General features: G+C 72.6%; 14 protein-coding genes and 1 pseudogene. 6 read left to right on the top strand and 9 right to left on the bottom strand.

The window, feature by feature from the left end; translation table 11 throughout:
- Both QMK28_RS10775 and QMK28_RS10770 read right to left on the bottom strand, forming a co-directional pair.
- Positions 1-310 (bottom strand): annotated as a pseudogene (locus tag QMK28_RS10775) (hypothetical protein); the annotation flags it as partial.
- A gap of 270 nt (positions 311-580) precedes the next feature.
- Positions 581-1534 (bottom strand): AurF N-oxygenase family protein, encoded by a 954-nt coding sequence (locus QMK28_RS10770; protein ID WP_326436846.1) that lies wholly within the window; start codon positions 1532-1534, stop codon positions 581-583.
- 182 nt (positions 1535-1716) lie between these two features.
- Here QMK28_RS10770 and QMK28_RS10765 point away from each other — a divergent pair, with 182 nt between their 5' ends.
- A complete protein-coding gene (locus QMK28_RS10765; protein WP_326436845.1) occupies positions 1717-2826 on the top strand; it encodes a ferritin-like domain-containing protein in 1110 nt (369 codons plus the stop codon).
- A gap of 96 nt (positions 2827-2922) precedes the next feature.
- On the opposite strand, the gene QMK28_RS10760 is transcribed toward QMK28_RS10765, so the two are convergent.
- From QMK28_RS10760 to QMK28_RS10730, 7 genes are all read right to left on the bottom strand, one after another.
- The gene (locus QMK28_RS10760; protein ID WP_326436844.1) at positions 2923-4380 is read right to left on the bottom strand and encodes a peptidoglycan D,D-transpeptidase FtsI family protein; all 1458 of its coding nucleotides are present in this window, start codon (positions 4378-4380) and stop codon (positions 2923-2925) included.
- Complete coding sequence (locus tag QMK28_RS10755; RefSeq protein WP_326436843.1) at positions 4377-5894, bottom strand: FtsW/RodA/SpoVE family cell cycle protein; 1518 nt, start codon at positions 5892-5894, stop codon at positions 4377-4379. Before QMK28_RS10755 ends, QMK28_RS10760 begins: the two co-directional genes overlap by 4 nt.
- A gap of 150 nt (positions 5895-6044) precedes the next feature.
- On the bottom strand, positions 6045-7364 hold the full coding sequence (locus tag QMK28_RS10750; protein WP_326436842.1) for an ROK family protein: 1320 nt from the start codon (positions 7362-7364) through the stop codon (positions 6045-6047).
- 196 nt (positions 7365-7560) lie between these two features.
- Entirely contained in the window at positions 7561-8097 is a 537-nt protein-coding gene (locus QMK28_RS10745; protein ID WP_326436841.1) for a flavin reductase family protein, read from the bottom strand.
- A 396-nt stretch (positions 8098-8493) separates the two neighbouring features.
- Positions 8494-9771 carry a cytochrome P450 gene (locus QMK28_RS10740; RefSeq protein WP_326436840.1) on the bottom strand — a complete coding sequence of 426 codons (1278 nt, stop codon included), beginning with the start codon at positions 9769-9771 and terminating at the stop codon, positions 8494-8496.
- 52 nt (positions 9772-9823) lie between these two features.
- The gene (locus QMK28_RS10735) at positions 9824-10945 is read right to left on the bottom strand and encodes an epoxide hydrolase family protein (RefSeq protein WP_326436839.1); all 1122 of its coding nucleotides are present in this window, start codon (positions 10943-10945) and stop codon (positions 9824-9826) included.
- Positions 10946-11249: 304 nt separating this feature from the next.
- A complete protein-coding gene (locus QMK28_RS10730) occupies positions 11250-12395 on the bottom strand; it encodes a hypothetical protein (RefSeq protein WP_326436838.1) in 1146 nt (381 codons plus the stop codon).
- Positions 12396-12855: 460 nt separating this feature from the next.
- Here QMK28_RS10730 and QMK28_RS10725 point away from each other — a divergent pair, with 460 nt between their 5' ends.
- From QMK28_RS10725 to QMK28_RS10705, 5 genes are all read left to right on the top strand, one after another.
- Positions 12856-14292, top strand: coding sequence for a ferredoxin (locus QMK28_RS10725; RefSeq protein ID WP_326436837.1), 1437 nt, complete (start codon positions 12856-12858; stop codon positions 14290-14292).
- A 178-nt stretch (positions 14293-14470) separates the two neighbouring features.
- A complete protein-coding gene (locus tag QMK28_RS10720; RefSeq protein ID WP_326436836.1) occupies positions 14471-16174 on the top strand; it encodes a TIGR02677 family protein in 1704 nt (567 codons plus the stop codon).
- Positions 16175-16187: 13 nt separating this feature from the next.
- Positions 16188-17417 carry a TIGR02678 family protein gene (locus QMK28_RS10715; protein WP_326436835.1) on the top strand — a complete coding sequence of 410 codons (1230 nt, stop codon included), beginning with the start codon at positions 16188-16190 and terminating at the stop codon, positions 17415-17417.
- Positions 17414-21664 carry a TIGR02680 family protein gene (locus QMK28_RS10710; protein WP_326436834.1) on the top strand — a complete coding sequence of 1417 codons (4251 nt, stop codon included), beginning with the start codon at positions 17414-17416 and terminating at the stop codon, positions 21662-21664. Before QMK28_RS10715 ends, QMK28_RS10710 begins: the two co-directional genes overlap by 4 nt.
- On the top strand, positions 21655-22884 hold the full coding sequence (locus QMK28_RS10705; RefSeq protein ID WP_326436833.1) for a TIGR02679 family protein: 1230 nt from the start codon (positions 21655-21657) through the stop codon (positions 22882-22884). Before QMK28_RS10710 ends, QMK28_RS10705 begins: the two co-directional genes overlap by 10 nt.
- Positions 22885-22926: the final 42 nt, after the last annotated feature.

Raw genomic sequence — 22926 nt, 5'->3', positions numbered from 1 at the left:
GCGCGAACAGCCCGAGGGCGGCGGTGAGCAGTTGCGCGCGCCGCTGCTCGACGGTCATCCGCCGGTACGCGACACCCTCCGCGCCGCGCCGGGACCTGGTCGGCGCGGCGGCCGGGCCGACCTTCGCGGGGGCGCGTTGCGCGGGCGCGCTGTGCGTACGACCGGCTTGCGGACGGTTCTCGCGCGCCGGCGGGCCCTCCTGCTCGGCCGGAGCCGCCGACTGCCCGTCCGGTGCCGCCGGGGCCGTTCCGCTCCGCCGCACCCCGTCTTCGCTCGCGATCAAGTCCTTGGGTACAAAGCGGGCGTTCATGTCTGGCAGCGTAGCGGCCCCGGCGACCGAAGGCGTTGGCCAGGAGGGATGCGACAGTTCCAGCGAGCCACTCCGGCAGCTGACTCCAGCGGCGGGCTCCCGCCGCTCCCGCCGCGCTCCCGCCGCTCCCGCCGCGCTCCCGCCGCGCTCCCGCCGCTCCCGCCGCGCTCCCGCCGCTCCCGCCGCGCTCCCGCCGCTCCCGCCGCGCTCCCGCCGCTCCCGCCGCGCGCCCCTACCGCGCGCCCTCAACCCCGGCGCGAGCCGGCCGCCCTACGCGAGCAGCCCCGAGCTGACCCACAGCCTCCGCCCGAGCCCCCGCATCAGCCCGATCTCGTCCAGGAAATCGGTCAGCCGCTTCGCTCCCAGCCGCATCACGTCCCGCCGGTGCGCGCTGTCACGCGCCTGGCGTACGGCTTCCGTGCGGTCGAGCCCGACGTTCGTGTAGACCTGCGGGTTCACGAAGGCGATGGAGAAGACGCGGGCCGCCTCGCCCGAGCTGACGCGGGTCAGTTCCGCCTCCCAGCGCGGCGCCTTGACCATCTGGCGGCGCAACTCCTCGCGGGCGTACCGGACGTGCCGGGCCTCCTCCACGACGTGGATGCGGGTGACACCGCGCACCAGCGGCTGCACGCGCTCGTCCGGGAAGGTCTGCCGCTGCATCCAGTCGAGTATCTCCTCGCCGAGCAGCGTCGCGGCGAACGAACCGGGAGTGGTGGAGATCGTCTTGATGATGCGGCCGAGGTTGTGGTGGGCGCGCGAGACGGGGTACGTGGGCGCCCCGCTGTGGGTGATCATCCGCGCGAACATCTTGGAGTGGCGGCATTCGTCGGCTATCTCGGTGAGTGCGTAGCGCACATGCGCGCTGGTCAGCGACATGTCGTAGATGTGCCGGGTGAGCAGCTGCATCAGGATGATCTCGAACCAGATGCCGATCGAGGCGAGCGAGGCCGCCTCGTGCTTGGACAGCTCGATCCGCTGGTCGTCGGACATCTTCCGCCAGAGCGGTGTGTCGTAGAGGGACAGCAACTCCGGTGGCCAGAACCATTTGCCGTCCTCCAGGGGCGCGTCCCAGTCGAGTTCGGTGTCGGGGTCGAAGGAGTGCTTCGCGGAGGATTCGAGCAGCCGCTCGGCCACCTGTTCCCGGTCCTTGAGCAGCCCCAGGGCGTCCTGGATCACTTCTTCCTCGGTGGCGGTGGTGCTGGCCTTCGTGATGGCTGTCGTCATGGTCGATGACACCTCGCTCGTGGGTTACCCGCGGTCACCTCCTTATGAGACTGCCTGTCAGCAAGCTCGTCAATCCCTCTCGCGGGACTTCTCTCCCGACTTGTTGACCCGGTGGTAACCCACGTGTGAACCTGCCAACGACCCACCGCTGTAGGGGCCGAGGCGAGCCGAAGGAGACATCCATGTCGACGCAGAAGCTCTACGTACAGGACCCGGGCAGCTCGCCGTGGCAGGTGCCCGCCACCGGAGCCGCCCGCTTCAGCTGGGACTACGACGACGGCCGCGAGCGACTCCTCGCCCTCTACCAGAAGGGCAAGGACAAGCAGTGGGACGCGAATCTGCGCATCGACTGGGGCGTCGAAGTGGACCCCTACGACCCGCTCGGCGTCCCGGACGAGGGCATGACGCTCTATGGCACCCCCCACTGGGACAAGATGTCCGACGCGAACAAGGCGGACCTGCGCCGGCACTACGCGTCCTGGCAGTTCAGCCAGTTCCTGCACGGCGAGCAGGGCGCGATGGTCTGCGCGGCCCGGATCGTCGAGTCCGTCCCCGACCTGGACGCGAAGTTCTACTCGGCGACCCAGACCATGGACGAGGCGCGGCACGCGGAGATCTACAGCCGCTTCCTGCACGAGAAGGTCGGGATGCTCTACCCGGTCAACGACAGCCTGCGGTCGCTGCTCGGCGACACCCTGCGCGACTCCCGCTGGGACATGCCCTATCTCGGCATGCAGGTGCTCATCGAGGGCCTCGCGCTGGCCGCGTTCGGCATGCTCCGCGACACGACCGACAAGCCGCTGCCCAAGCAGATCCTCACCTACGTCATGCAGGACGAGGCCCGGCACGTGGCCTTCGGCCGGATGGCGCTGCGCGACTACTACAAGCAACTCTCGGACGCCGAACTGCGCGAACGCGAGGAGTTCGTCATCGAGGGCTGCTACTTGATGCGCGACCGGCTGCGCGGCGCCGAAGTCCTGGAGAACTTCGGCATTTCGCCGCAGGAGGCCGGCGAGCTCAGCGAACGGTCCGAGTACCTGCGCCTCTTCCGGCAGTTGCTGTTCAGCCGGATCGTGCCATGCGTCAAGGACATCGGCCTGTGGGGCGAGCGGCTGCAACAGGCCTACGTCGACATGGGCGTCTTCGAGATGGGCAACTCCAACCTCGACCTGCTGATGGCCGAGGACGAGGAACTCGCCGACAAGCTGGACGCGGAGCGCTTCGCGGCCGAGGAGACGGCCCGTACGGAGGAGATCGCGGCGGCGATCGCGGAGGGCGAGGACGGCGCGTGACGCGCGGGGGACGGGCGCGCCCATCCCTTTGCGCGCCCCTTCACGCGCCCGTCACGCTCGCCCCGCCCGCGCCACGCTCCCTCGAAGCCGGCCCGTTCAGCCGCCCAGCGCCGCCCGCATCACCGCCCGTGCGATCGGCGCCGCGCTGCCGCCGCCGCTGATGTCCGCGCGGTTCGCGGAGGCGTCCTCGACGACGACGGCGACGGCCACCGCCGGGTCGTCCGCGCCGTCCGCCCTCGCCCAGGACAGGAACCAGGCGTACGGCGTGCCCTTGTTGTCGACGCCGTGCTGGGCGGTGCCCGTCTTGCCGCCGACCTCGGCGCCGGGGATGGCGGCGTTGGTGCCGGTGCCCTTGGTGACGACGCCGACCATCATCTGCTGGAGCTTGCTCGCGGTGTCGGACTCCATCGCGCGGTGCAGGGTGCGGTCGCCGGTGGTGGAGACGGTGTCGCCGCCGGAGTCCGTGATCTTGTCCACCAGGTAGGGCTTCTTGACCTCGCCGCCGTTCGCGACCGCCGCCGAGACCATGGCCATCTGGAGCGGCGTGGCGGTGGTGTCGAACTGCCCGATCGAGGAGAGCGCGACCTGCGAGGCGTTCATCTCGGTGTCGAAGTTGCTCTTGACGACCCGCGAGGGGACCGTCAGATCGTCGTCGTTGAAGCCGAAGCCCTCGGAGGCCCCGACCATGCCGTCCAGGCCGACGTCGTTGCCGAGCTTCGCGAAGACCGTGTTGCAGGAGACCTGGAAGGCGTACCGGAGGGTGGCGTTCTTGCAGCCGCTCGCCTCGTTCGGGAGCTGGGTGCGGGTGTCCGGCAGGGTGTACGGGGCGGGCGAGTCGGTCGGGGCGTCGATGTCGGAGACCTCGCCGTTGTCGAGGGCGGCGGCCGCCGTGACCACTTTGAAGGTGGAGCCGGGCGGATACGTCTGCTTGAGCGCCCGGTTCAGCATCGGCTGGCTCTTGCTCGCGTTGAGGTTCGTCCAGGCGTCGCCGACCGCGGAGCCGGTGCCCGAGAGCCGCTCGGGGTCGTACGAAGGGGTGCTGGCCAGCGCCAGGATCTTGCCGGTCTTCGGCTCGATGGCGGCGACCGCGCCCTTCTTGCCGCCGAGCCCGCCGTACGCGGCCTGTTGCACGGCCGCCTTGATGGTGGTGCGCACATCGCCCCCCGGCTGCTGCTCGCGGGTGATCTCGTTCCAGAAGGGGAAGGGCGCGAGGAGCGGGTCGGTGCCGGAGAGGACATCGTCCTCGGCGTTCTCCAGCAGCGTGGTGCCGTACGTCTGGGAGGCGTAGCCGGTGACGGGGGCGTAGAGCGGGCCGTGCGGATAGGTGCGCTCGTAGCGCAGGCCCTCGCCGGTGTCCCTGGAGCCGGTCACGGGCTTGCCGTCGACCAGCAGATTGCCGCGCGGCTGGTCGTAGCGGGCGATGGTCTTCCGGCGGTTGGCCGGATTGTCCTCGTAGTCCTGGGCCTTGAAGATCTGGATGCGGCTCGCGTTGAGCAGCAGCGCGATGAGCAGCAGCAGGCAGAAGGCGGCGGCGCGGCGGATGTAGCGGATCACTTCCCGGCCTCCTCGTCGTCGGGGGCGTCCGGTTCGCCGGGGCGGCCGGGGCGGCCGGGGCGAACCGGGCCGGCGCGCTCGTCCCTGCCCTCGGCGTCGTACGCGGCGTCCGGGCCGTACGGCGCGTTCCGGTCGTACGGCTCGTCCGGATCGACGGCCGCGATGATCCCGGTCTCGGCGGCGGTCGGGCGCGGCCTGCGGGCGCTGTCGCTGACGCGGATGAGCAGCGCCACGATGATCCAGTTGGTGACGACGGATGAGCCGCCCTGCGCGAGGAACGGCATGGCCATGCCGGTCAGCGGGATCAGCCCCATCACGCCGCCCGCGATCACGAAGACCTGGAGCGCGAGGATCGAGGAGAGGCCGACGGCGAGCAGCCGCCCGAACGGGTCGCGCAGTGCGAGCCCGGCCCGGTAGCCCCGGGCCACCAGCAGGGCGTACACCATGAAGATCGTGGTGAGCCCGGCCAGGCCCAGCTCCTCGCCCGCCGTGGCGAGGATGAAGTCGGACTTGGCGGCGAAGCCGATGAGGATCGAGTCGCCCGCGCCGAGCCCGGTGCCGAGCATGCCGCCGGCGGCGAAGGCGAAGAGCGACTGGGCGAGCTGGCTCGCGCCCTCGCCCGCGTCGATGCTGGCGAAGGGGTGCAGCCAGTCCTCGACGCGGCTGTTCACATGCGGTTCGAGCGAGCCGACGACGAACGCGCCGACCGCCGCCAGCACCAGCCCGACGGCGATCCAGCCGGTCCGCCCCGTCGCCACGTACAGCATGATCACGAAGAGCCCGAAGAAGAGCAGCGAGGTGCCCAGGTCGCGCTCCAGCACCAGCACGCCGACGCTGGCCAGCCAGATCGCGACGATCGGGCCGAGCACCCGGCCGGTGGGCAGTTGCAGCTTCCAGACCTTGCGGCCGGTGTACGCGAGGGCGTGGCGGTTCGCGGCGAGGTACGCGGCGAAGAAGACCGCGAGCAGGATTTTGGCGAACTCGCCGGGCTGGATCGAGAAGGCGCCGACCCTGATCCAGATCTTTGCGCCGTTGATGGCCGGGAAGAAGATCGGCACGACCATCAGGACCAGCGCGGCGGCGACGCTGACGTAGGCGTAGCGGGACAGCACCCGGTGGTCGCGCAGCAGCAGGATCGCGCCGATGAACAGGGCGACGCCCAGCGTGGACCAGAACAGCTGGGTCGGCGCGGCCTGGTCTTTCGGGGTCTCCAGGTCCAGCCGGTAGATGAGGACCAGGCCGAGCCCGTTGAGCAGGACCGCGATGGGCAGCAGCAGCGGGTCGGCGTAGGGGGCGCGAGCGCGCACGGCGAGGTGCGCGAGGAGCGCGAGTACGCCCAGGCCCGCGCCGTACCCCGCCGCACCGCCGGGCACGGTGTCGTTCTTGGCGAGGCCGACGTCGATATAGCCGTAGACCGAGATCAGTACGGCCCCGGCGAGAAGCACCAGCTCGACGCCCCGGCGCTTGGGCAGCCGGAGGTCGGGCGGGGGCGCGTCCGCTGTCGTTGCGGTCATGGCTCGCAACCTAGCAAGGTCACGCTGTTATGTACGTGATGTCGGTCGAGGCGGCGGGATACGGCGGGATTGAGACCCTGGTGGCTGTGGCATGGCCTCGGTGTCGGCGGGGCTGTGGGGGCGAGACCCCCGGCCCCCGGAGCCCGCCCGTCAGCCCGCCGGCAACGTCATCGGCGCGGTGGCAGGCGTGACGGCCCGGGGCCGGCGCGCCCCGGCGCGGCTGCCGCCCCGGGTGAAGAAGTCGGCGAGGGGCAGCGTCGCGGCCCCCAGCGTGACCGCGTCCGGGCCGAGCCGGCCCAGTTTGATGGTGGTGCGTTCGGCCGGGTGCCGCAGGGCGTGGGTGACGGCGACGCGGCGCACCTCGGGCAGCAGGCGGGGGCCGAGCAGCAGGCCCGCCCAGCCGCAGAGCAGAATCCGCTCCGGGTTGAACAGGTTCACCAGGTTGGCGATGCCGACCCCCAGGTACAAGGCCGTCTCGTCCAGCACCTCGACGGCGGAAGGGTCTTGGGCGTCGGCGGCGGCCAGCAGCGCGGTGAGCCCCGACTCGTCGTCCTGCTCCCGGACCTCCGCCCCGCCGGCTCCGCCGCCCCCGCCCGCCCCGCCCGCCCCGCGCGGGCGTGCCCAGCGGTCGAGCAGCGCCTCCGCGCCGACGTACGCCTCCAGGCAGCCCCGCGCGCCGCAGCGGCAGCGCCGGCCGCCGATCTGGAGTGTGGTGTGCCCCCACTCGCCCGCGCTGCTGTTCGCGCCGCCGTAGGGCGCGCCGTCGGTGATGACGCACGCGCCGACCCCGGAGCCGATCAGCGCGATGACCGCGTCCTTGGCCCCGCGCCCGGCGCCGAACCACATCTCGGCCCGGCCCAGCGTGTTGGCGCCGTTGTCGATGAAGAAGGCTACGTCGGCGGGGAGTTCGACGCGACGGCGGAGCAGCGCTTCGAGCGGTACGGCGTCCCAGCCGATGGTCTGGCAGTGCACGACGGCGCCGTCGGGCGAGCCGCGGTCCACGATGCCGGGGACGCCGACGCCGACCCCGAACAGCTGCCGGGCAAAGACGTCCGCGTCGCGCAGCACGGCGCCGACCCCCTGCCCGATGTGGTCGACGATGCGGTCGACGTCGTAGCCGCGTGCGACCAGCGGCCGTTCGGTGCGGGCGATCTCGTTGAGCGCCATGTCGAACAGCTCGACGCGGACCCGGGTCTCGCCGACGTCGACCCCGATGAGGTACCCGCTGGCGGGGGCGACGCGCAGCAGGGTGCGCGGGCGGCCGCCGTCGGATTCGACCGAGCCGGCGTCCTCCACCAGGCCCTCGGCGACCAGTTCGCTGACCACGTTGCTGATGGACCCCGAGCTGAGCCCGGTGCCGGAGCGCAGCTCCTCGCGGCTGACCGGCCCCTCGAAGAACAGCCGTCGCAGCACCGCCGAACGGCTGGTCCGCCGCAGGTCGCGTACCGTCCGCTGGTTCCGATCGCTCATGTGGCCCCCTCCGTGCGGTTCCCCGCCGCAATCTACCGGTGTGCGGAGCCTTGACGCGACGTTCTTCTACCACTTAACTCACGTCCTGAGTTAAGTGCTTCAACCCGTTCACCTTTCGAACCCGGCTCTCGGGGAGAGGCCACCGCCCGGCTCCATCGGCTCCGAGACAAGGTCCAGGCGATCAGGCGCCCTTCGTTCAGGCACCCTTCGTACGGTCCAGCGGCAGCCGGGTGTAGCCGCCCCGGTGGAACACCAGCGGGTCCGCCTCGGCCGGTCCGCCGGAGAGGGCGACGATCCGGCCGACCAGCAGCGTGTGGTCGCCGGCCTCGTACTCGGCGTACAGATCGCACTCGAAGTACGCCTCGGCGGACGGGATCACGGCGTTCCCGGTGACGCCCTCGACGGCGCCCAGCCGCAGCATCGCGGCCTGGCCCTCGGACCGGTCGGGGCGGCAGAACTCCTGCGCCAGGTCCCGGTGCGCCTCGGTCAGCACATTGACGGCGAAGCTGCCGCCGAGGGACACCCGGGGGCGCATCCGGCCGTCTGCCTTGACGGAGACCAGGAGCAGCAGTGGGTCGAGGGACACCGAGGTCAGGCTGTTGAGGGTCATCACGATGGTGTCGTCGCCGCTGCCCTGGGTGAGCAGGGTGACCCCGGTGGGGAAGCGGGCCATCGCGGCCCGGAAGGCGGCGACGTCGGGCTCGGTGAGCAACGCGCCTGCGGTGGTGGTCATGGCATCGGCTCCGTATCTGGTTGCGGCGCCAGTCGTGGTGGTGGCTCCGGTGGAACCGACCGTGACGCCGGGACCTCGCGGGCCCCTCGAATCCGGCTCGGGGCGGGACGGGCGCGGCCGAGGGCGCGCGTGGCGTGGAGGGGCGTGGCAGGGCGCGCGGCCACTCCCGCGCACCGGGGCGCGCCAACGCGGGGCGCTGCCGATGCCGCGCACGCCGTACCCCGCGCCGACGCGCCCCCGCGCCGCTGCCGCCCCGCGCCGACGCCGTACCGCCGCAACGCGAACGGGCCGCGGCCTCCCGTAAGAGAAACCGCGGCCCGAACCACTGTCGTCACGTCACCAGCCGCAGACCGCCGTCACCGCGGCCCACGGACCGGCCCCGTCAGCAGCAGCGCGTCACCAGCCCTCGACCTGCAACTCCCACAGCCCGTAGATGACCGCGCCTTCCTTGCGCGGGATGTCCAGGAAGGGCTTGGCCAGCTTGAGGCCGGGGATGCGTTCGAAGAGCTTGCTCCAGACGATCTCCAGCTCCAGCCGGGCGAGGTCCGCGCCGATGCAGTGGTGCACGCCGTGGCCGAAGCCGAGGTGCTTGCGGCTGCCGCGGCTGATGATGACCTTGTCCGGCTCGGGGAAGACCTCGGGGTCGCGGTTGGCGGCGAGGCCGAGGCAGAGGATGCCGTCGCCCTTGCGGATCAGCTGGCCGCCGATCTCGATGTCCTCCAGCGCGACCCGAGGCACGGCGGTGTCGCCGATGGTGGCGATCCGGATGAGCTCCTCGACGGCGGGCTTGACCAGCGCCGGGTCGTTGCGGAGCAGTTCGAGCTGCTCCGGGTTCTCCAGCAGGCAGGCGGTGCCCAGCGAGATCTGGCTCGCGGTGGTCTCGTGACCGCCGTTCATCAGCAGCCGGACCATGTTGAACAGGTCGCGGTCGGTGTACGCCTCGCCGGACTCTTCGTAGTCGGCCATCGCCCTGCTGAGCAGGTCGTCGCCCGGCTCGCGCTTCTTGAGCTGGATGAGCTCGTCCACATAGGCGTTGACCTCGACGATGGCGGCCTGGCGCTCCTCGATCGAGGTGTGGCCGCCGAGCAGAGCGGTGCCGTGCTTGATGAAGAAGTCGTGCTTGTCCTGCGGTATGCCGAGCAGTTCACAGATGACGGTCATCGGGACGGCCAGTGAGAACACCCGGTGCATGTCGATGGGCGCCGGCATCGACAGCATCTTGTCGATGTGCTCGTCGACGATCTCCTCGATACGCGGCCGCAGCCGCCGCACCTGACGGCTGGTGAAGGTGAGGGCGGCTTTGCGCCGGGTCGTGGTGTGCTCCGTGCCGTCGTATCCGATGAACGACGTCTCGGTGCGGTACTCCGGCGGGGCGATGAAGTAGAACGGGAAGTTCGCGTGCTTGCGCGAGGCGCTCACCCTCGGGTCGGTGAGCAGCTGGCGCATGGTCTGGTAGCCGGTGATGCCCCAGATGCGCAGGCCGGAGCCGTCCAGGGTGACCTGGGATACGTCCTTCTCGATCATCTCCGCATACTCCTCCGGCGGAGTGAACGGGCACTTGCGCTTGTACGGAAAGGTGTTCGCCGCGGCGTCGGAGCCCGGCTCGGCGTCGGAGCCCGGCTCGGCGAAGCTCGCCTCGGTGTCAACGCCCGGTTCGGTGGCACTTGTGGTCACGGTGGACACTTCCTTGTGGCTCGTCGTGGCTCGTCGGTCGGCGCGAGGTCGGTCAGCGCGAGGTACGGAAGAACGCACGGAGTTCCCCGACGAGGGTGTCGGGCTGCTCCAGGGCAGGGAAGTGGCCGCCGCTCTCGTGGTCCGTCCACCTGTCGAGCCGGCTGAACCGCCCCTCGATCCAGGGACGCGGCATCCGGCCGTCCTTGGGGAAGGCGGAGACCGCGGTGGGGACGTGCACGGGGGCCAGCGCCAGTTTGTTCTGGCTTTCCCAGTAGATACGGGCCGAGGACGCGGCCGTGGCGGCGAACCAGCCCACCGACACGGCGTCGAGCAGCCGGTCGCGGGAGATGACCTTCTCCAGGTCGCCGTCGTGGTCGCTCCACGCCCAGTACTTCTCGGCCATCCAGGCCAGTTGGCCCGCCGGGGAGTCGGTCAGCCCGTAGCCGAGGGTCTGCGGACGGGTGGTCTGGAGGACCGAGTAGCCGCCCTCCTGCTGCTGGAACTCCTTGAGGGCACTCAGCCCGGCGATGTCCCGTTCGGACAGCTCGACCTGCTCCTGCGGGGGCCGCGCGAACGGCATCGTCAGATGGATGCCGGCCAGCGCGCCGGTGTCGTTCTCGCCCATGACGGCGGTGATGAACGAGCCCCAGTCCACGCCGTGCGCCGCGTACCGCCCGTAGTCGAGCCGCGCCATGAGTTCGGCCCAGGCCGCGGCGGTGCGCTCCGCGGTCCAGCCGGTGCCGGCCGGCTTGTCGCTGAATCCGTAGCCGGGCAGCGAGGGACAGACCACGTGGAACGCGTCCGCCGGGTCAGCGGGATCGGTCAACGGGCCGATGACGTCGAGGAATTCCACCACGGAGCCAGGCCAGCCGTGGCTCATCAGCAGGGGCATCGCGTTCGGGTGCGGGGAGCGCACGTGCAGGAAGTGGATGCCGAGCCCGTCGATCTCCGTACGGAACTGCGGCAGCGCGTTCAGCCGGGCCTCGGTCGCCCGCCAGTCGTACTGCCCGGCCCAGTAGGAGACCAGCTCCCGCAGATAGCCCAGCGGCACACCCTGGGACCAGTCCGCGACCGTTTCGGCCTCCGGCCACCGGGTCCGGGCGAGTCGCTGTAGAAGGTCGGTGAGGTCCGCCTCGGGTATCTCGACCCGGAACGGCGTGACTGCCGGACGCATCTGTGATTCCTCTCCAGCGTGGCGGCTTGCCTCCGTCGTGTTGCCTCTGTGGTACGGAGGTTCCTCTGTCACCGGGAGGTTAGGGACAGTGGCTGAAACTCCGGTCGAGCGCCGGTGGACGGGGCGGGCGCGGAGGGGCGTCTGGGGGCGCGGGCCGGGGTGAGCGCGCCCCGGCGGCAGGGCTCAGCCGGACGGCGCGAAGCGGACCTCGCGCGCCCCCGGTCGCCGCCGGGTCAAGGCCCCCAAAATGTCGCCCCACCCCTGAGACCCCTGAGCTCCCTGACCCCTAAGCCCCCTAAGGCCCTTAAGGCGCAGAAAGCACCCCGAGCGCCGCCGCGATCCCTTCGAGACTGCCGAGCCCCCGGAAGCCGTAGAGATGGCGCATGACGTCGCGCGGGACCAACCCGTCCGCGAGGACGTAACAGAAGGCCTGAGACGACCGGGGCGGCAGATGAGCGGCCACGACGGCAGCCGTGGGCTCCTGCCAGTTGCGAGGGTCCGCGCCCTCGTCGGGGACGGCCACGATAACGGCCCACTCCAGGCCGTCCTGGTCCTGCGCGTACCTCTCCAGGCTGCCGAGCGGCAGGGCGTCCGCGATCTGCGAGGCGGTGTCGCTCCCCGGCTCCCAGCCGCTCGCCAGCGACGGGTAGTCGCGGTAGAGCTCCTCGCAGTTCCTGAACAGCGGCGGCGGCGCGGCTGTCCGGTAGAGGGCCCCGTCCAGCCACCCCCGGTACAGCGGATCGGCCATCGACCGCCAGGCGCGGAAGCCCGGCAGCCGCGCCATGTCCCGGAAGAGCAGCTCCGCGTGGCGCGCCGACTGCACGACCGCCTCGGCGAACCCCTCGGGCGGCGCGCACTCGCACTCGCGCCACTGCGGGGACGAAGGCGCCTGCCGGGGTGCGCCCTGCCGCATCGCGCGCTCGCGGGCGGCTCCCCGGCGGCTGACGCCCAGCCCGCCGACGAGGGCCGCGCGCTCCGCGCAGATCGCCGCCTCGGCCCGCACACTGCACACGATGTGGGCCCACACCACGAGCTCGACGGGCGGGCCCTGGCCGGGCTGCGGGCCCGCGTCCGGGCGCTTCGGCAGCGAGATGCGGTTGAACTCCCGGCGCAGCAGCCGCAGAGCGTGATCGACGCCGCTGCCGCAGGGCAGCAGCGCGTGGGTCACCCGGTTCGCGAAGTCGCAGCCGAGGCCGCAGGGCGTCGGCCCGGACCGGATGTCCGCGAGGACGGACCGCACATCCTCCGCGATCGACTCCAACCGGTAGAGCCAGTACAGGAGATCGCCGGCCGCCGGCCCGGCGTACCCCACCGCTGTCAGCTTCCGGTCGCCCGGGGTGCTGCCCCGCAGATACCAGCGCAGCCGCGCCCGGAGCTCGGCCGGCTCCGAGCTCGCGGCGGCGGGGGCGGATGATTGCGCGAGCGCGTAGAGGTTCGTCTCCGCGGTCACGTGAGCGACGTTCCCTCAAATCTCGCGAGTCTCGCAAGCCTCGCGAGTCTCAAAGGGGGCGTACTCCTGTCGGCAGGTATGGGGCGGCGGTGTGGGTACGGGGGCCCGAACTCTGCTGGCACGGCTGGCTCTTTCGCTGGCGCGGGACGTGGTCCCACCGGCGACGACGTCTTTTGACGTCATCTCCGAGGAGGCCGATGAAGGCGAGCTGGTCATGCGCTGCGCTGTTCTTCCGACGCTGTTCTTCCGGTTTCCGGCTACCGACTTCCGGCTACCGACTTCCGGCTTCGGCCTTCCGACTTCCGGCTTGCGGGTGAGTGGTGAAGCTTCCCGAGCCTGGCACTCGAATCGCTTTCCCCGCGTTTTTGTCCGACAGCAACAAATCCCGTTTCCCGATCCGGGGCCGCTCTACCGTTCCTCCAGCCCCTGCCCTCTCCGCCACCCCCCGTGAGGACGGCCAGTGAATCCGCTACTGCCGGCGTACGCGTTCGGGCCGCCCAGCCTGCTGGCCGGGCTGGAGGACCGGGACCGCCTCGACCACGGCCGGCACAACGCGGTGCACGGCGTCATGCCGAGCCTGCAGGTCGGCGAGATCCTCGCGATCAGCCGCAGCATCGACCTGCGGGAGCGGGACCATGACGCGCAGCGCTTCGCCGATGAACTCCAGAGCGTGCTGGACTCCGCCGCCGAAGCGGGGCACACCGCGGTCGCCGTCCACACCGGCCTCGACGAACTCTCCGCGGCGAAGGACCGGATGCTGATGCAGCGGACACCACACCTCGTACTGGACGGCGCGCTGCTCGTTGCCAGGGCCATCGGTGCGAAACGCGTCGACGTCTTCACCGATTCGGGCCAGGCCCGTGCGTCCTTGCACGCGGCGATCGCCGAGCGGCAGCCGCTGGGGAACGAGCTGTCGCTGTCCGTATCGGCGAGCGGCCCGACCGGGCGCGGCAGCGGCGCCGGGGGAGGGGACGGACGGCCGACCCGCGAGCCCACGCTCTGCACCAATACCGAGACACTCGCCCAACTCGCCGTCGCGGTCCGGCTGGGACCCTGTGTCTACGGTGCCACCGGCATGGCGTCCGAGCCGGGCACCATGCTGCTCGCCTTCGCCGACAAGTGGATCGTGGAGACGCCGAGCGGCGTGCCGTTGAGCTACTTGCTGGAGTTCTGCGCGCTGGGCGCGGGCCAGGGCGTGCTGGTCGGCGGCTACCGGGGCGGCTGGCTCTCGCCGCGGGCCGCCGCGGAGACCGTGGCGTCCCACGACTCGGTGCAGGAGCACGGAGGGGAACTCGGCGACGGAACCATCCTGCCCCTGCCGGAGGCCACATGCCCGCTGGGCGAGCTGTCCCGGGTCGCGGGGCGGCTGGCCGAGCTGCCCGAGAACCGCTGCGGCGGCTGCGCCCGGGAGCTCGCCGCCGTGACCCGCGCCCTGCACCGGCTGGTCACCGACGGCGGGCAAGGGCCGCTGGATGTCGTCAACAGCGGCCTGGCGGCGCTGGACGGCCCGACCATCTGCCAACACGCCCGACAGGCAAGGAAGTTCATCGGAACAGCGCTGACCGTCTTCTCAGCCGACCTCGCCGCCCACCTCCAGGGCGTCGGCTGCGGACGCCCCGTCATCGGCCATCTGCCCATCGCCCCCTCCGAATCCCAGCGTCCCGGAAGGCTGCGGGTGGACCGGACCCGCTGCGTCGGAACCGGCCTGTGCGCGAGTGCGCTCCCCGAAGCCATCACGCTCGCCGCGGACGGCTACCCCGCGAGATTCCCGGTCGACGTGCCGCCCCGCTCGCGCGGAAACGCCGTATCGGCGGTGAACCAATGCCCGGCGCGGGCACTCCAGTTGGAGGTCCTCAAGGGCGGGAGCTACGTGTCGGCCTGGCCTGATGAGGAGTGACGCCGGGTCGGGTGACGCCGGGTCGATCGAGGCGGGGTGCGGCCTGCCGTAGCCGGGTGCGACCCGCCGTAGCCGGGCGACGCCCTGCCCTGCCCAGGCGTGCCGGAATTCGGTGATGTTCTGCTCACTCTTGGCCCTGGCCCGCGGACGGCGCGGTCATCGGGGAGAATGCCGAACGATGACGTCGACGCCTCACGGTCCGGAGCTGACCGACTACGCCCCCTTCGCGCACCTCACTGTGCCCAATTCCGCTCTCTACCGCCAGGTGATGGGGGCGTTCATCGCCGCCAAGGAGCGGTTCGCGGTGCATCTGCGCCCCGAGGACGTGCACGCCGCTCTGCGGCCCGACCGGCGTCCCGCAGACGTCGAATCGGTGGTCAAGGCGCTGGACAGCCTGGTCGAGTGGGGGAATCTCCGGGCCGATCCGGACACCGCCCGGGTCACCGCGGTCGAGGACTTCTACCGGAAGCGGTTCATCTATCAGCTCACCCGGGCCGGAGAGGCCGCGGAGGAGGCACTGGGCGCGTACGACGAGGCGTTCGGCCGGCGCGGTGCGCTCCAGGCCGTGGCGCTGCACGACATCATCACGCAACTGCGGGCGCTGCTCGTGCTCGGGGCCGAGGACGAGCCCGACCCCGCCAAGGTGTATCTCACGCTGGATACGCTGACCAGCCGGTTCGCGGCGCTCGCCGAGAACGCGCGAGCGTTCATGGGGTCGCTGCAGCGCACCATCGACCTGCATGAGGTCGAGGTCGAGGAGTTCATCGCCTACAAGGACCGGCTGATCCAGTACCTGGAGAGATTCATCCAGGACCTGATCACCCTGGGCAGCCGGATCGCCCAGTTGATCCTGGAGCTGGAGGACCGGGCGGAGCCGCTGCTGCGGCTCGCCGCCGCCCGCGAGGCCGCCGACGCCACACCGGGGGAGGCCGGGAGCGCCGAGAAGCTCGCCTACGAGCGGTGGGCAGGGCGCTGGGCGGGGCTCGCCGCCTGGTTCCTGTCCGCCGACGGGCGCGAGTCGCAGGCGAGGCTGCTGCGCGGCCGGGCGCTCGGCGCGATTCCCCAACTCCTGGCCGTCGTACGGATGCTGAACGACCGCCGTACCGGGCGCTCGGACCGCTCGGCGGACTTCCGCACCCTCGCCCGCTGGTTCGCCGAGGCCCCGGACGACGACGCGCGGCACCGGCTGTGGCGCGTCGCGTTCGGGCTCTACCCCTCCCGCCACCTCACCGTCGACGCCGACACCCTCGCCGCGCGCGAGGCCCGGCCCGAACCGGCGGGCACACCGTGGGCCGACGCCGAACCGCTGCGGATCAGCCCACAGCTGCGCCGCACCGGCAGCTACGAGCGGCGCGGCAAGGCCCGCAAGGTCGAGGACCGCTCCGCGGGGCGTCAGCTTCTCGCCGCGCTCGCCGCCCGGCAGACAGCGGAGATCGCCGCTGCCCGCGCCCGGCTCGCGACGCGCGGTGAGACCCGGCTTTCCCGGCTCGGCGAACTCGATCCGATCGCCTTCGGAATGTTTCTGCAACTCCTCGGGGACGCGTTGGCCACCTGGCGACCCGGCACCACCAGGACCGTCGCGACCAGTAACGACGGCTCGATGGAGATCCGCCTGACGGCCCTTCCCGACGCCGCGCAGGCACAGATCCGCACGCCGGGCGGAGTGTTCCGCGGCCCGGACCACGCCGTCGAGATCATCGATCTGGCACCGGAGCCGGCGACCGGGCAGGCGGAGTCGACGACGGAGCCCACGGAGCCCACGGAGCCCACGGAGCCGACGGACCCGACGGAGCCGACGGAGCCGACGGACCCGACGGACCCGACGGAGCCGACGGACCCGACAGAGCCGACGGGGGAAACCCCGATGGCGGACGAGCGATGAGGACGGTGCTCGCATGACCACACCGCTGGCCGAGGTCCTGGACGGGCAGCGCGCGGCCGATCTGCGGCGGGCCGCACGCGCCCTGCTGAAGGAGCCGCTGCTGCTCGCGCACGGTTCGCACGCCGACGAGTTCCGGCTGGCGCGCCGGCACGCCTCCGAACTGCGCGACTGGTTCGACCGCAACACCGGCTGGTCATTGCGGGTCGACGCGGAGGCGGCCCGGCTGCGCAAGACACCGGGGCTGCTCACCGACCCCACCCACCCGGCGCGCGAAGCGACCCGCGCCGCCGCGCCGTTCACCCGCCGCCGCTACGTTCTGCTCTGCCTGGCGCTGGCGGCCCTGGAACGCGGCGAGGCGCAGATCGCCCTCGGCCGTCTCGCCCAGCAGGTGATGCTGGACGCGACCGACCCGCATCTCGTCGCCGCCGGCGTGGAGTTCACCCTGGAGCGCCGCGACGAGCGCCTCGACCTGGCCGCGGTCGTACGGCTCCTGCTGCGGCTCGGCGTGCTGCGGCGGGTGGCGGGCGACGAGGAGGCGTACGTCAGCGGGGCGGGCGATGTGCTCTACGACGTGGAGCGGCGCGTACTGGCCGGACTGCTCGCCACCCGCCGCGGCCCGTCGATGGTACGGGCGGCCGGGCTCGACGAGCGGCTGGCCGAACTGGCCGCCGAGACCGCGCTGGACAGCGACGAACTGCGGTTCCGTGCCATCCGCCAGCATCTGACCCGGCGCCTGCTGGACGATCCGGTGCTCTACTACGACGAGCTGACCGACGCCGAACTCGCGTATCTCACCAAGCAGCGCGCCTTCATCGTGGCACGCATCAGCGAACTGACCGGGCTGGTCGCCGAGGTCCGTGCCGAAGGCATCGCCATGGTGGACCCCCTCGACGACCTCACCGACGTACGGATGCCGGAGCAGGGCACCCATGGCCACATCACGCTGCTGCTCGCCGAGCATCTCGCGGCCTCCGACGGGCCGGTGAGCACCGCCGACCTCCGCCGGCGCGTTCGTGAACTGGCCGGCGAACACGGCGGATTCTGGTCGAAGACCGCCAAGGAGCCGGGCGCCGAGCCGGAACTCGTCGAACGGGCGGTGGCGAAGCTCGCAGCCCTCGGCCTGGTGACCCGTACGCCCGGCGGCATCGCACCGCGCCCGGCCCTCGCCCGGTACGCCGTCGGCGAGACCGTCGTCCTGGAAGCCGGCGCCCTCCCCACCCAGCGAAAGGCCAGGAAGCGTTGACCACCCTCCCCGCACCGGCGCGCAGCCGCTGGCAGCCCCTGCGCATCGGGCTCGTCGACCTCTTCTACTACGACGAGGAGGAATTCTGGTTCCGGGACGGCCGGCTGCTGCTGCGCGGCAACAACGGCACCGGCAAGTCCAAGGTGCTCGCCCTGACGCTTCCCTTCCTCCTCGACGGCGACCTGAGCGCGCGCCGGGTCGAGCCCGACGGCGACCCGAAGAAGCGGATGGAGTGGAACCTGCTGCTGGGCGGGGAACATCCGCACCCGGAGCGGCTCGGCTACACCTGGATCGAGTTCGGCCGCGTCGACGAGAGCGGCAGAGCCCACTTCCGTACGCTCGCGTGCGGGCTGAAGGCGGTGGCCGGGCGGGGCATCGCCCGCCACTGGTACGCCGTCACCGAGCAGCGGATCGGCGAGGGGCTCCGGCTGCTCGACGCGACCGGGACCGCGCTGTCCAGGGACCGTCTCGCGGAGGCCGTCGCCGGGCACGGCATGGTGTACGACCAGGCGAAGGCGTACCGCAGGGCGGTCGACGAGGCGCTGTTCGGCCTCGGTGAGCAGCGGTACGCGGCGCTGGTGGACCTGCTCGTCCAGCTGCGCCAGCCGCAGCTGTCGAAGCGGCCGAACGAGGCCGCGCTGTCCCGGGCGCTGACCGAGGCGCTGCCGCCGATGGACCAGGCGGTGATCGCGGATGTGGCGGAAGCGTTCCGTTCCCTGGACGAGGAGAAGGAGGAGCTGCGGGCCGCCGCGGAGGCCGAGCGGGCGGCGGCCGCCTTCCTCGACCACTACCGGCGCTACGCCCAGGTCGCTTCCCGCCGCCGGGCGCGGCTGCCGCGCAGCGAGCACGCCCGCTACGAGCAGCTGCACCGGGACCTGGCCCAGGCGCGGGCCGAGCGCGAAGACGCCCAGCGGGACCGGGCGGCGGCCGGCGAGCGGATCGCGGCGCTGGAAGAGAGCGGGACGCGGCTCAAGGCGCAGGACGCGGCGCTGCGCGCGGGCCCCGAGATGCGCAGCGCCCGCGAGCTGGAGCACGCCGCCGCCGAAGCCGTCCGTACGGCGCAAGCGCTCACCCGCGCCGAGTCGGACCGGGAGCAGGCCGCGGTGCAGCACACCCGGGCGCTGGGGCGGCTGGAGGCCGCCGAGAACCGGCTGAGCGCCACCGAGCGCCGGCTGGCGGACACGCTCACCGCGGCCGGGACGGCGGCCTCGGCCGCGCCGCTCGACGGCGAGCCGCGCACCGAGGGCGCGCCGCAGCCCGAACTGCGGCGCGCGGCTGAGGAGTCGGCCGACCGCAGGCGCCGCACCGTCGAGCATCTGGAGAAGCTGGCCGAGCAGGCCGAACACGCGGCGGCCGAACGGCGCGCCGCCGCGCGCCGCGCCGACGAGGCGCAGCAGGAGCTCGCGCACACCCGGCTGCGACAGGAGGAGGCCGAGCGGGGGGCCGCCGACGCGGGCCGGGAGCTGTCGGACCTCGTACGCGAACACCTGGACGCGTGCACGGAGTTGGCGGTGGACGACCCGGTCGGTCTGCTCGACTTGATGCAGCACTGGGTATCGGACCTGGAAGGCCCCTTCCCGGCGCGCCGGCAGGCGGCGCGGGCGCACCGCCTGCTGAGCGGCGAGCTCGCCGACCGGGCCGCCGCACTGACGCAGCGCCGCGCGGCCCTGGAGGGCCGGCGGGGGGAAGCGGCGCGGGAGCTGGCGGAGCTGGACGCGGGCGGCCAGCGCGGCCCCCGGGCCCCGCACACCCGCACGGCCGGGGTGCGCGACGGGATGCCGGGAGGGCCGCTGTGGCGACTGGTCGACTTTCGCGAAGGTCTCACCGGCACCGAACGGACCGGCCTTGAGGCCGCGTTGGAGGCATCCGGGCTGCTGGACGCCTGGGTGCTGCCCGACGGCGTCGCCCTGGCGGCGGACAGCCACGATGTGCTCCTCGCGCCGGGCGGTCCGCCGCCCGGAAGCTCGCTGGCTCAGGTGCTGCGCCCGGCCGTCGACCACGGCGACCCACGGGCCTCGGCGGTCGGCGAGGAGGCGGTGCGGCGGCTGCTCGCCGCGATCGGCCTCGGGCAGGCCGGCGCCGTGCTTCCCCCGGGGGCGACCCCCGGACTCCCGGATACCTGGGTGGCCGCGGACGGCCGGTTCCGGGTCGGTGCGCTGACCGGAAGCTGGACCAAGGAGACCGCGGAGTACCTGGGCGAGGGGGCGCGCGAGGAGGCGCGGCGCGCCCGGATCGCCGTACTGCACACCGAACTCGCCACCCTGGAAAGCAAGTCGACGGAAACCGCGGCCGAGTCCGATGCGGTGGCCGCCCGCCGGCGCACCCTTGACGCGGAGCTCGCGGCCGTCCCCGACGAGGCCCCGCTGCGGCAGGCGTACGCCCGCGCCGCGGCTGCGGCCGACGCCGCACGCCGGGCCCAGGGCCGCTGTGACGAACGGGCGGACGAGCTGAACACGACGGCGGAACGCGCCGCCGAGACGGCCACCGTGCTCACCGACACCGCTTCCGACCTGGCCCTTCCCGCCGACCGCGCTGGGCTCGCGGCCGTACGCCAAGCGCTCGCCGACCACGCGATCGCCCTCGCGGCCCTCTGGCCCGCCCTGCGGGAACGTACCGAAGCGGCGCACGCGGCCGGCGAGGAACGGACGGAGGCCGAGCGGGCCGGGGCCAGGACGGCCGAGCTCGCGGTACGTACCGAGGACGCGGCCCGCGCGGCCGCAGCCGCTGACGAACACCACACCACCTTGCGCTCCACGGTCGGCACAGCCGTCGCCGAACTGGAGCGGCGGCTCAGCGAGACGGCGCGGGCGCTCGACGAGTGCGGGCGGGAGCGCCGCCGGACGGACGAGGCGCACACCGCGGCGGACCGGCGGATGAGCCGCGCCGAGGGCCGCATCGAGCAGCTGGAACAGGGCATGGACCAAGCCGCCGCGAGCCGTGCGGAGGCGATCGGCGCACTCCCGCGGTTCGCGGCGACGGGGCTGCTCGCGGTCGCCCTCCCGGAGCTGCCGGTACCCGAATCGGACGGCGCCCAGTGGGCGGCGAAGCCGGCCGTCGCCCTGGCCCGCTCCATCGAGGCCGAACTGTCCAGGACGGACGACTCGGACGGCGCGTGGGAGCGCGTGCAGCGGCATCTGAGCGAGGAGTACAAGAAGCTCCAGGACGCGCTGTCCCGGCACGGGCACACCGCCTCGGCACGCATGGTCGAGGACGGCATGGTCGTCGACATCGTCTACCAGGGGCGGGAACGGGCCGTGCCGGAACTGGCGCGGGCACTCGCCGCCGAGGTCGGTGAACTGGAGCGGATTCTCTCCGCCCACGAACGGGAGATCCTCGAAACGTATCTGTTGACCGAGGTCGCGGGCACCCTTCAGGAGCTGATCGGGGCGGCCGAGCGGCAGGTGCGGGCGATGAACACGGAGCTGGAGGAGCGGCCCACCTCCACCGGCATGCAACTGCGACTCGTGTGGCGTCCCTCGCGCAAGGCCCCGTCCGGGCTCGGGCAGGCGCGCGAGCGGCTGCGGCAGTCGGCGGACGCGTGGTCCCCTCAGGAACGGGCGGCGGTGGGCGAATTCCTGCAGGCGCAGATCGCGCGGCACCGCTCCGATGACGGCACGGGCGGCACAGACGGTGCGGGCGGCACGGGCGGCTCGGGCAGCCGGCTGGAGCATCTGACGGCGGCCCTGGACTACCGGAGCTGGCACGAGTTCGGCATCGAACGCCGGCAGCAGGGCCGCTGGGTCCCGGCGACCGGGCCGGCCTCGGGCGGCGAGCGCGTGCTCGCCGTATCGGTCCCGCTGTTCGCGGCGGCGTCCTCGCACTACGCGACCGCCGCCAACCCGCACGCCCCCCGGCTGGTCACCCTCGACGAGGCGTTCGCGGGCGTGGACGACGACTCCCGCGCCAAGTGCCTGGGGCTGCTGCACGCGTTCGATCTGGACGTGGTGATGACGAGCGAACGCGAATGGGCCTGCTATCCGCAGGTTCCCGGCGTCGCGATCGCGCAACTGTCGCGGACCGACGAGGTGGCGGCGGTGCTGGTGACCCGGTGGGAGTGGGACGGCGCCGCACGGACCAGGGGCGCGGAGCCGGAGCGTACGAGCCACGCGGTACCCGGTCAGCTTGGTCCGCCTGATCAGTCCGGCCAGTCCGGCCAGTCCGGTCAGCCTGAACAATCCGGCCAATCCGGGCTGCCCGCCCAGCCCGGCGAATCCGGCCGGCCCGGCCAGGAGTCCCTGTGGACGTGAGCCCCACCCGGATCGACCACCACCGCCTCCAACGGCTCCTCGGCGTAACCGAGTTGTCCTGGCTGGTGGAGCGGGTGCGGCGACGGATGGAACGGGAGGAGCCGCTGACCGGCGCGGTGGCCCTTTCCGGACCGAGCGACGCGCAGCGGGCGGCGGCCGAGCGGCTGCTCGGCCGGGCCCCGCGCGGCGGACGGTCACTGACCGTGCGACTCGACGCGGTGGACGGCATGCTGCGCCACTCCGGCATCAGCTCCGACGGCCTCGCGGCCGCGGTCGTCGCGCTCACCGGGCCCGTGGTGCCGCTCCGCGAGACACGGGACCGCGAGGCGCGAGTCTGGGAACAGGCGTACGCCCCCCTGGACTCGCTCGGCACCGAACGACTGGCCGACTGGGCAGCCCGACTACGCCGCGACGGCGTCGTCCGCCGCCTCGCCCGCGACCCGGAAACAGCCCGGGAACTGCTCGCCGCGACGGCGACGGCCCTACGGGCGCTGCCGTCCGAACCCGCCGTCTCCCTCCCCGCTTTCGCGGCCCGCCTGTTCGGCGGCGCGCACGCCCTGGACGACGGCACGCCGCTCGCCACCCTGCTGCTGTCCGGCGTCCGAGCGCTGACCGGCTTCCCCGACGGCGCCGGCGCGCAGTGGCGCCGCGACGCATGGGCGTCCGCCGGCCTGCTCAAGGACGAGGTGTCGTCGACCGTACTCACCCTGAACCTGCGGGGAGCGCCCTGGCTGGACTGGATGGCAGACGCGGGCGAACCGGCAGTGCTGACGCTGCGTCAACTCTCCCGCCACGCACTGAAGATGCCGACCGGGACTGTCCGGATCTGCGAGAACCCGGCCGTGCTGGCGGCGGCGGCCGAAACGTACGGCGCCGCATGCCCGCCGCTGGTCTGCGTCCAGGGCCAGCCCTCGGCCGCCGCACTCACCCTGCTGCGCCACGCGCACGCCCAAGGAGCGCCCCTGCTGTACCACGGCGACTTCGACTGGGGAGGTCTGCGGATCGCGGCGGGCTTGCTGCGCCACGTGCCATGGCAGCCGTGGCGGTACGCGGCCGCCGACTACAGGCAGGTGGTCGCCGCAGCCGGCACCCAACGCCTGGCGGGCACGCCGGCGGCGACCCCCTGGGATCCCGAACTGGCCGTAGCACTCGCTGAGTTCGGGGTGCGCGTCGAAGAGGAAGCAGTGCTCGACGCCCTGCTGGCGGACCTCGCCGGATAGCGGGCGACTCGCCGGGCCGGACTGCCGGACTGCCGGACTGAC

This window comes from Streptomyces sp. H27-D2 (genome assembly GCF_035828615.1).
Classification (GTDB): domain Bacteria; phylum Actinomycetota; class Actinomycetes; order Streptomycetales; family Streptomycetaceae; genus Streptomyces.
The sequence above is the reverse complement of the archived record's forward strand: the minus strand, read 5'-3'. Positions and strand labels throughout refer to the sequence as shown.

Excerpts from the sequence above, each read along its gene's own strand:
- QMK28_RS10735 (WP_326436839.1), bottom strand. The coding sequence starts at position 10,945 with ATGCGTCCGGCAGTCACGCCGTTCCGGGTCGAGATACCCGAGGCGGAC.
- QMK28_RS10770 (WP_326436846.1), bottom strand. The coding sequence starts at position 1,534 with ATGACGACAGCCATCACGAAGGCCAGCACCACCGCCACCGAGGAAGAA.
- QMK28_RS10750 (WP_326436842.1), bottom strand. The coding sequence starts at position 7,364 with ATGAGCGATCGGAACCAGCGGACGGTACGCGACCTGCGGCGGACCAGC.
- QMK28_RS10755 (WP_326436843.1), bottom strand. The coding sequence starts at position 5,894 with ATGACCGCAACGACAGCGGACGCGCCCCCGCCCGACCTCCGGCTGCCC.
- QMK28_RS10765 (WP_326436845.1), top strand. The coding sequence starts at position 1,717 with ATGTCGACGCAGAAGCTCTACGTACAGGACCCGGGCAGCTCGCCGTGG.
- QMK28_RS10720 (WP_326436836.1), top strand. The coding sequence starts at position 14,471 with ATGACGTCGACGCCTCACGGTCCGGAGCTGACCGACTACGCCCCCTTC.
- QMK28_RS10745 (WP_326436841.1), bottom strand. The coding sequence starts at position 8,097 with ATGACCACCACCGCAGGCGCGTTGCTCACCGAGCCCGACGTCGCCGCC.
- QMK28_RS10715 (WP_326436835.1), top strand. The coding sequence starts at position 16,188 with ATGACCACACCGCTGGCCGAGGTCCTGGACGGGCAGCGCGCGGCCGAT.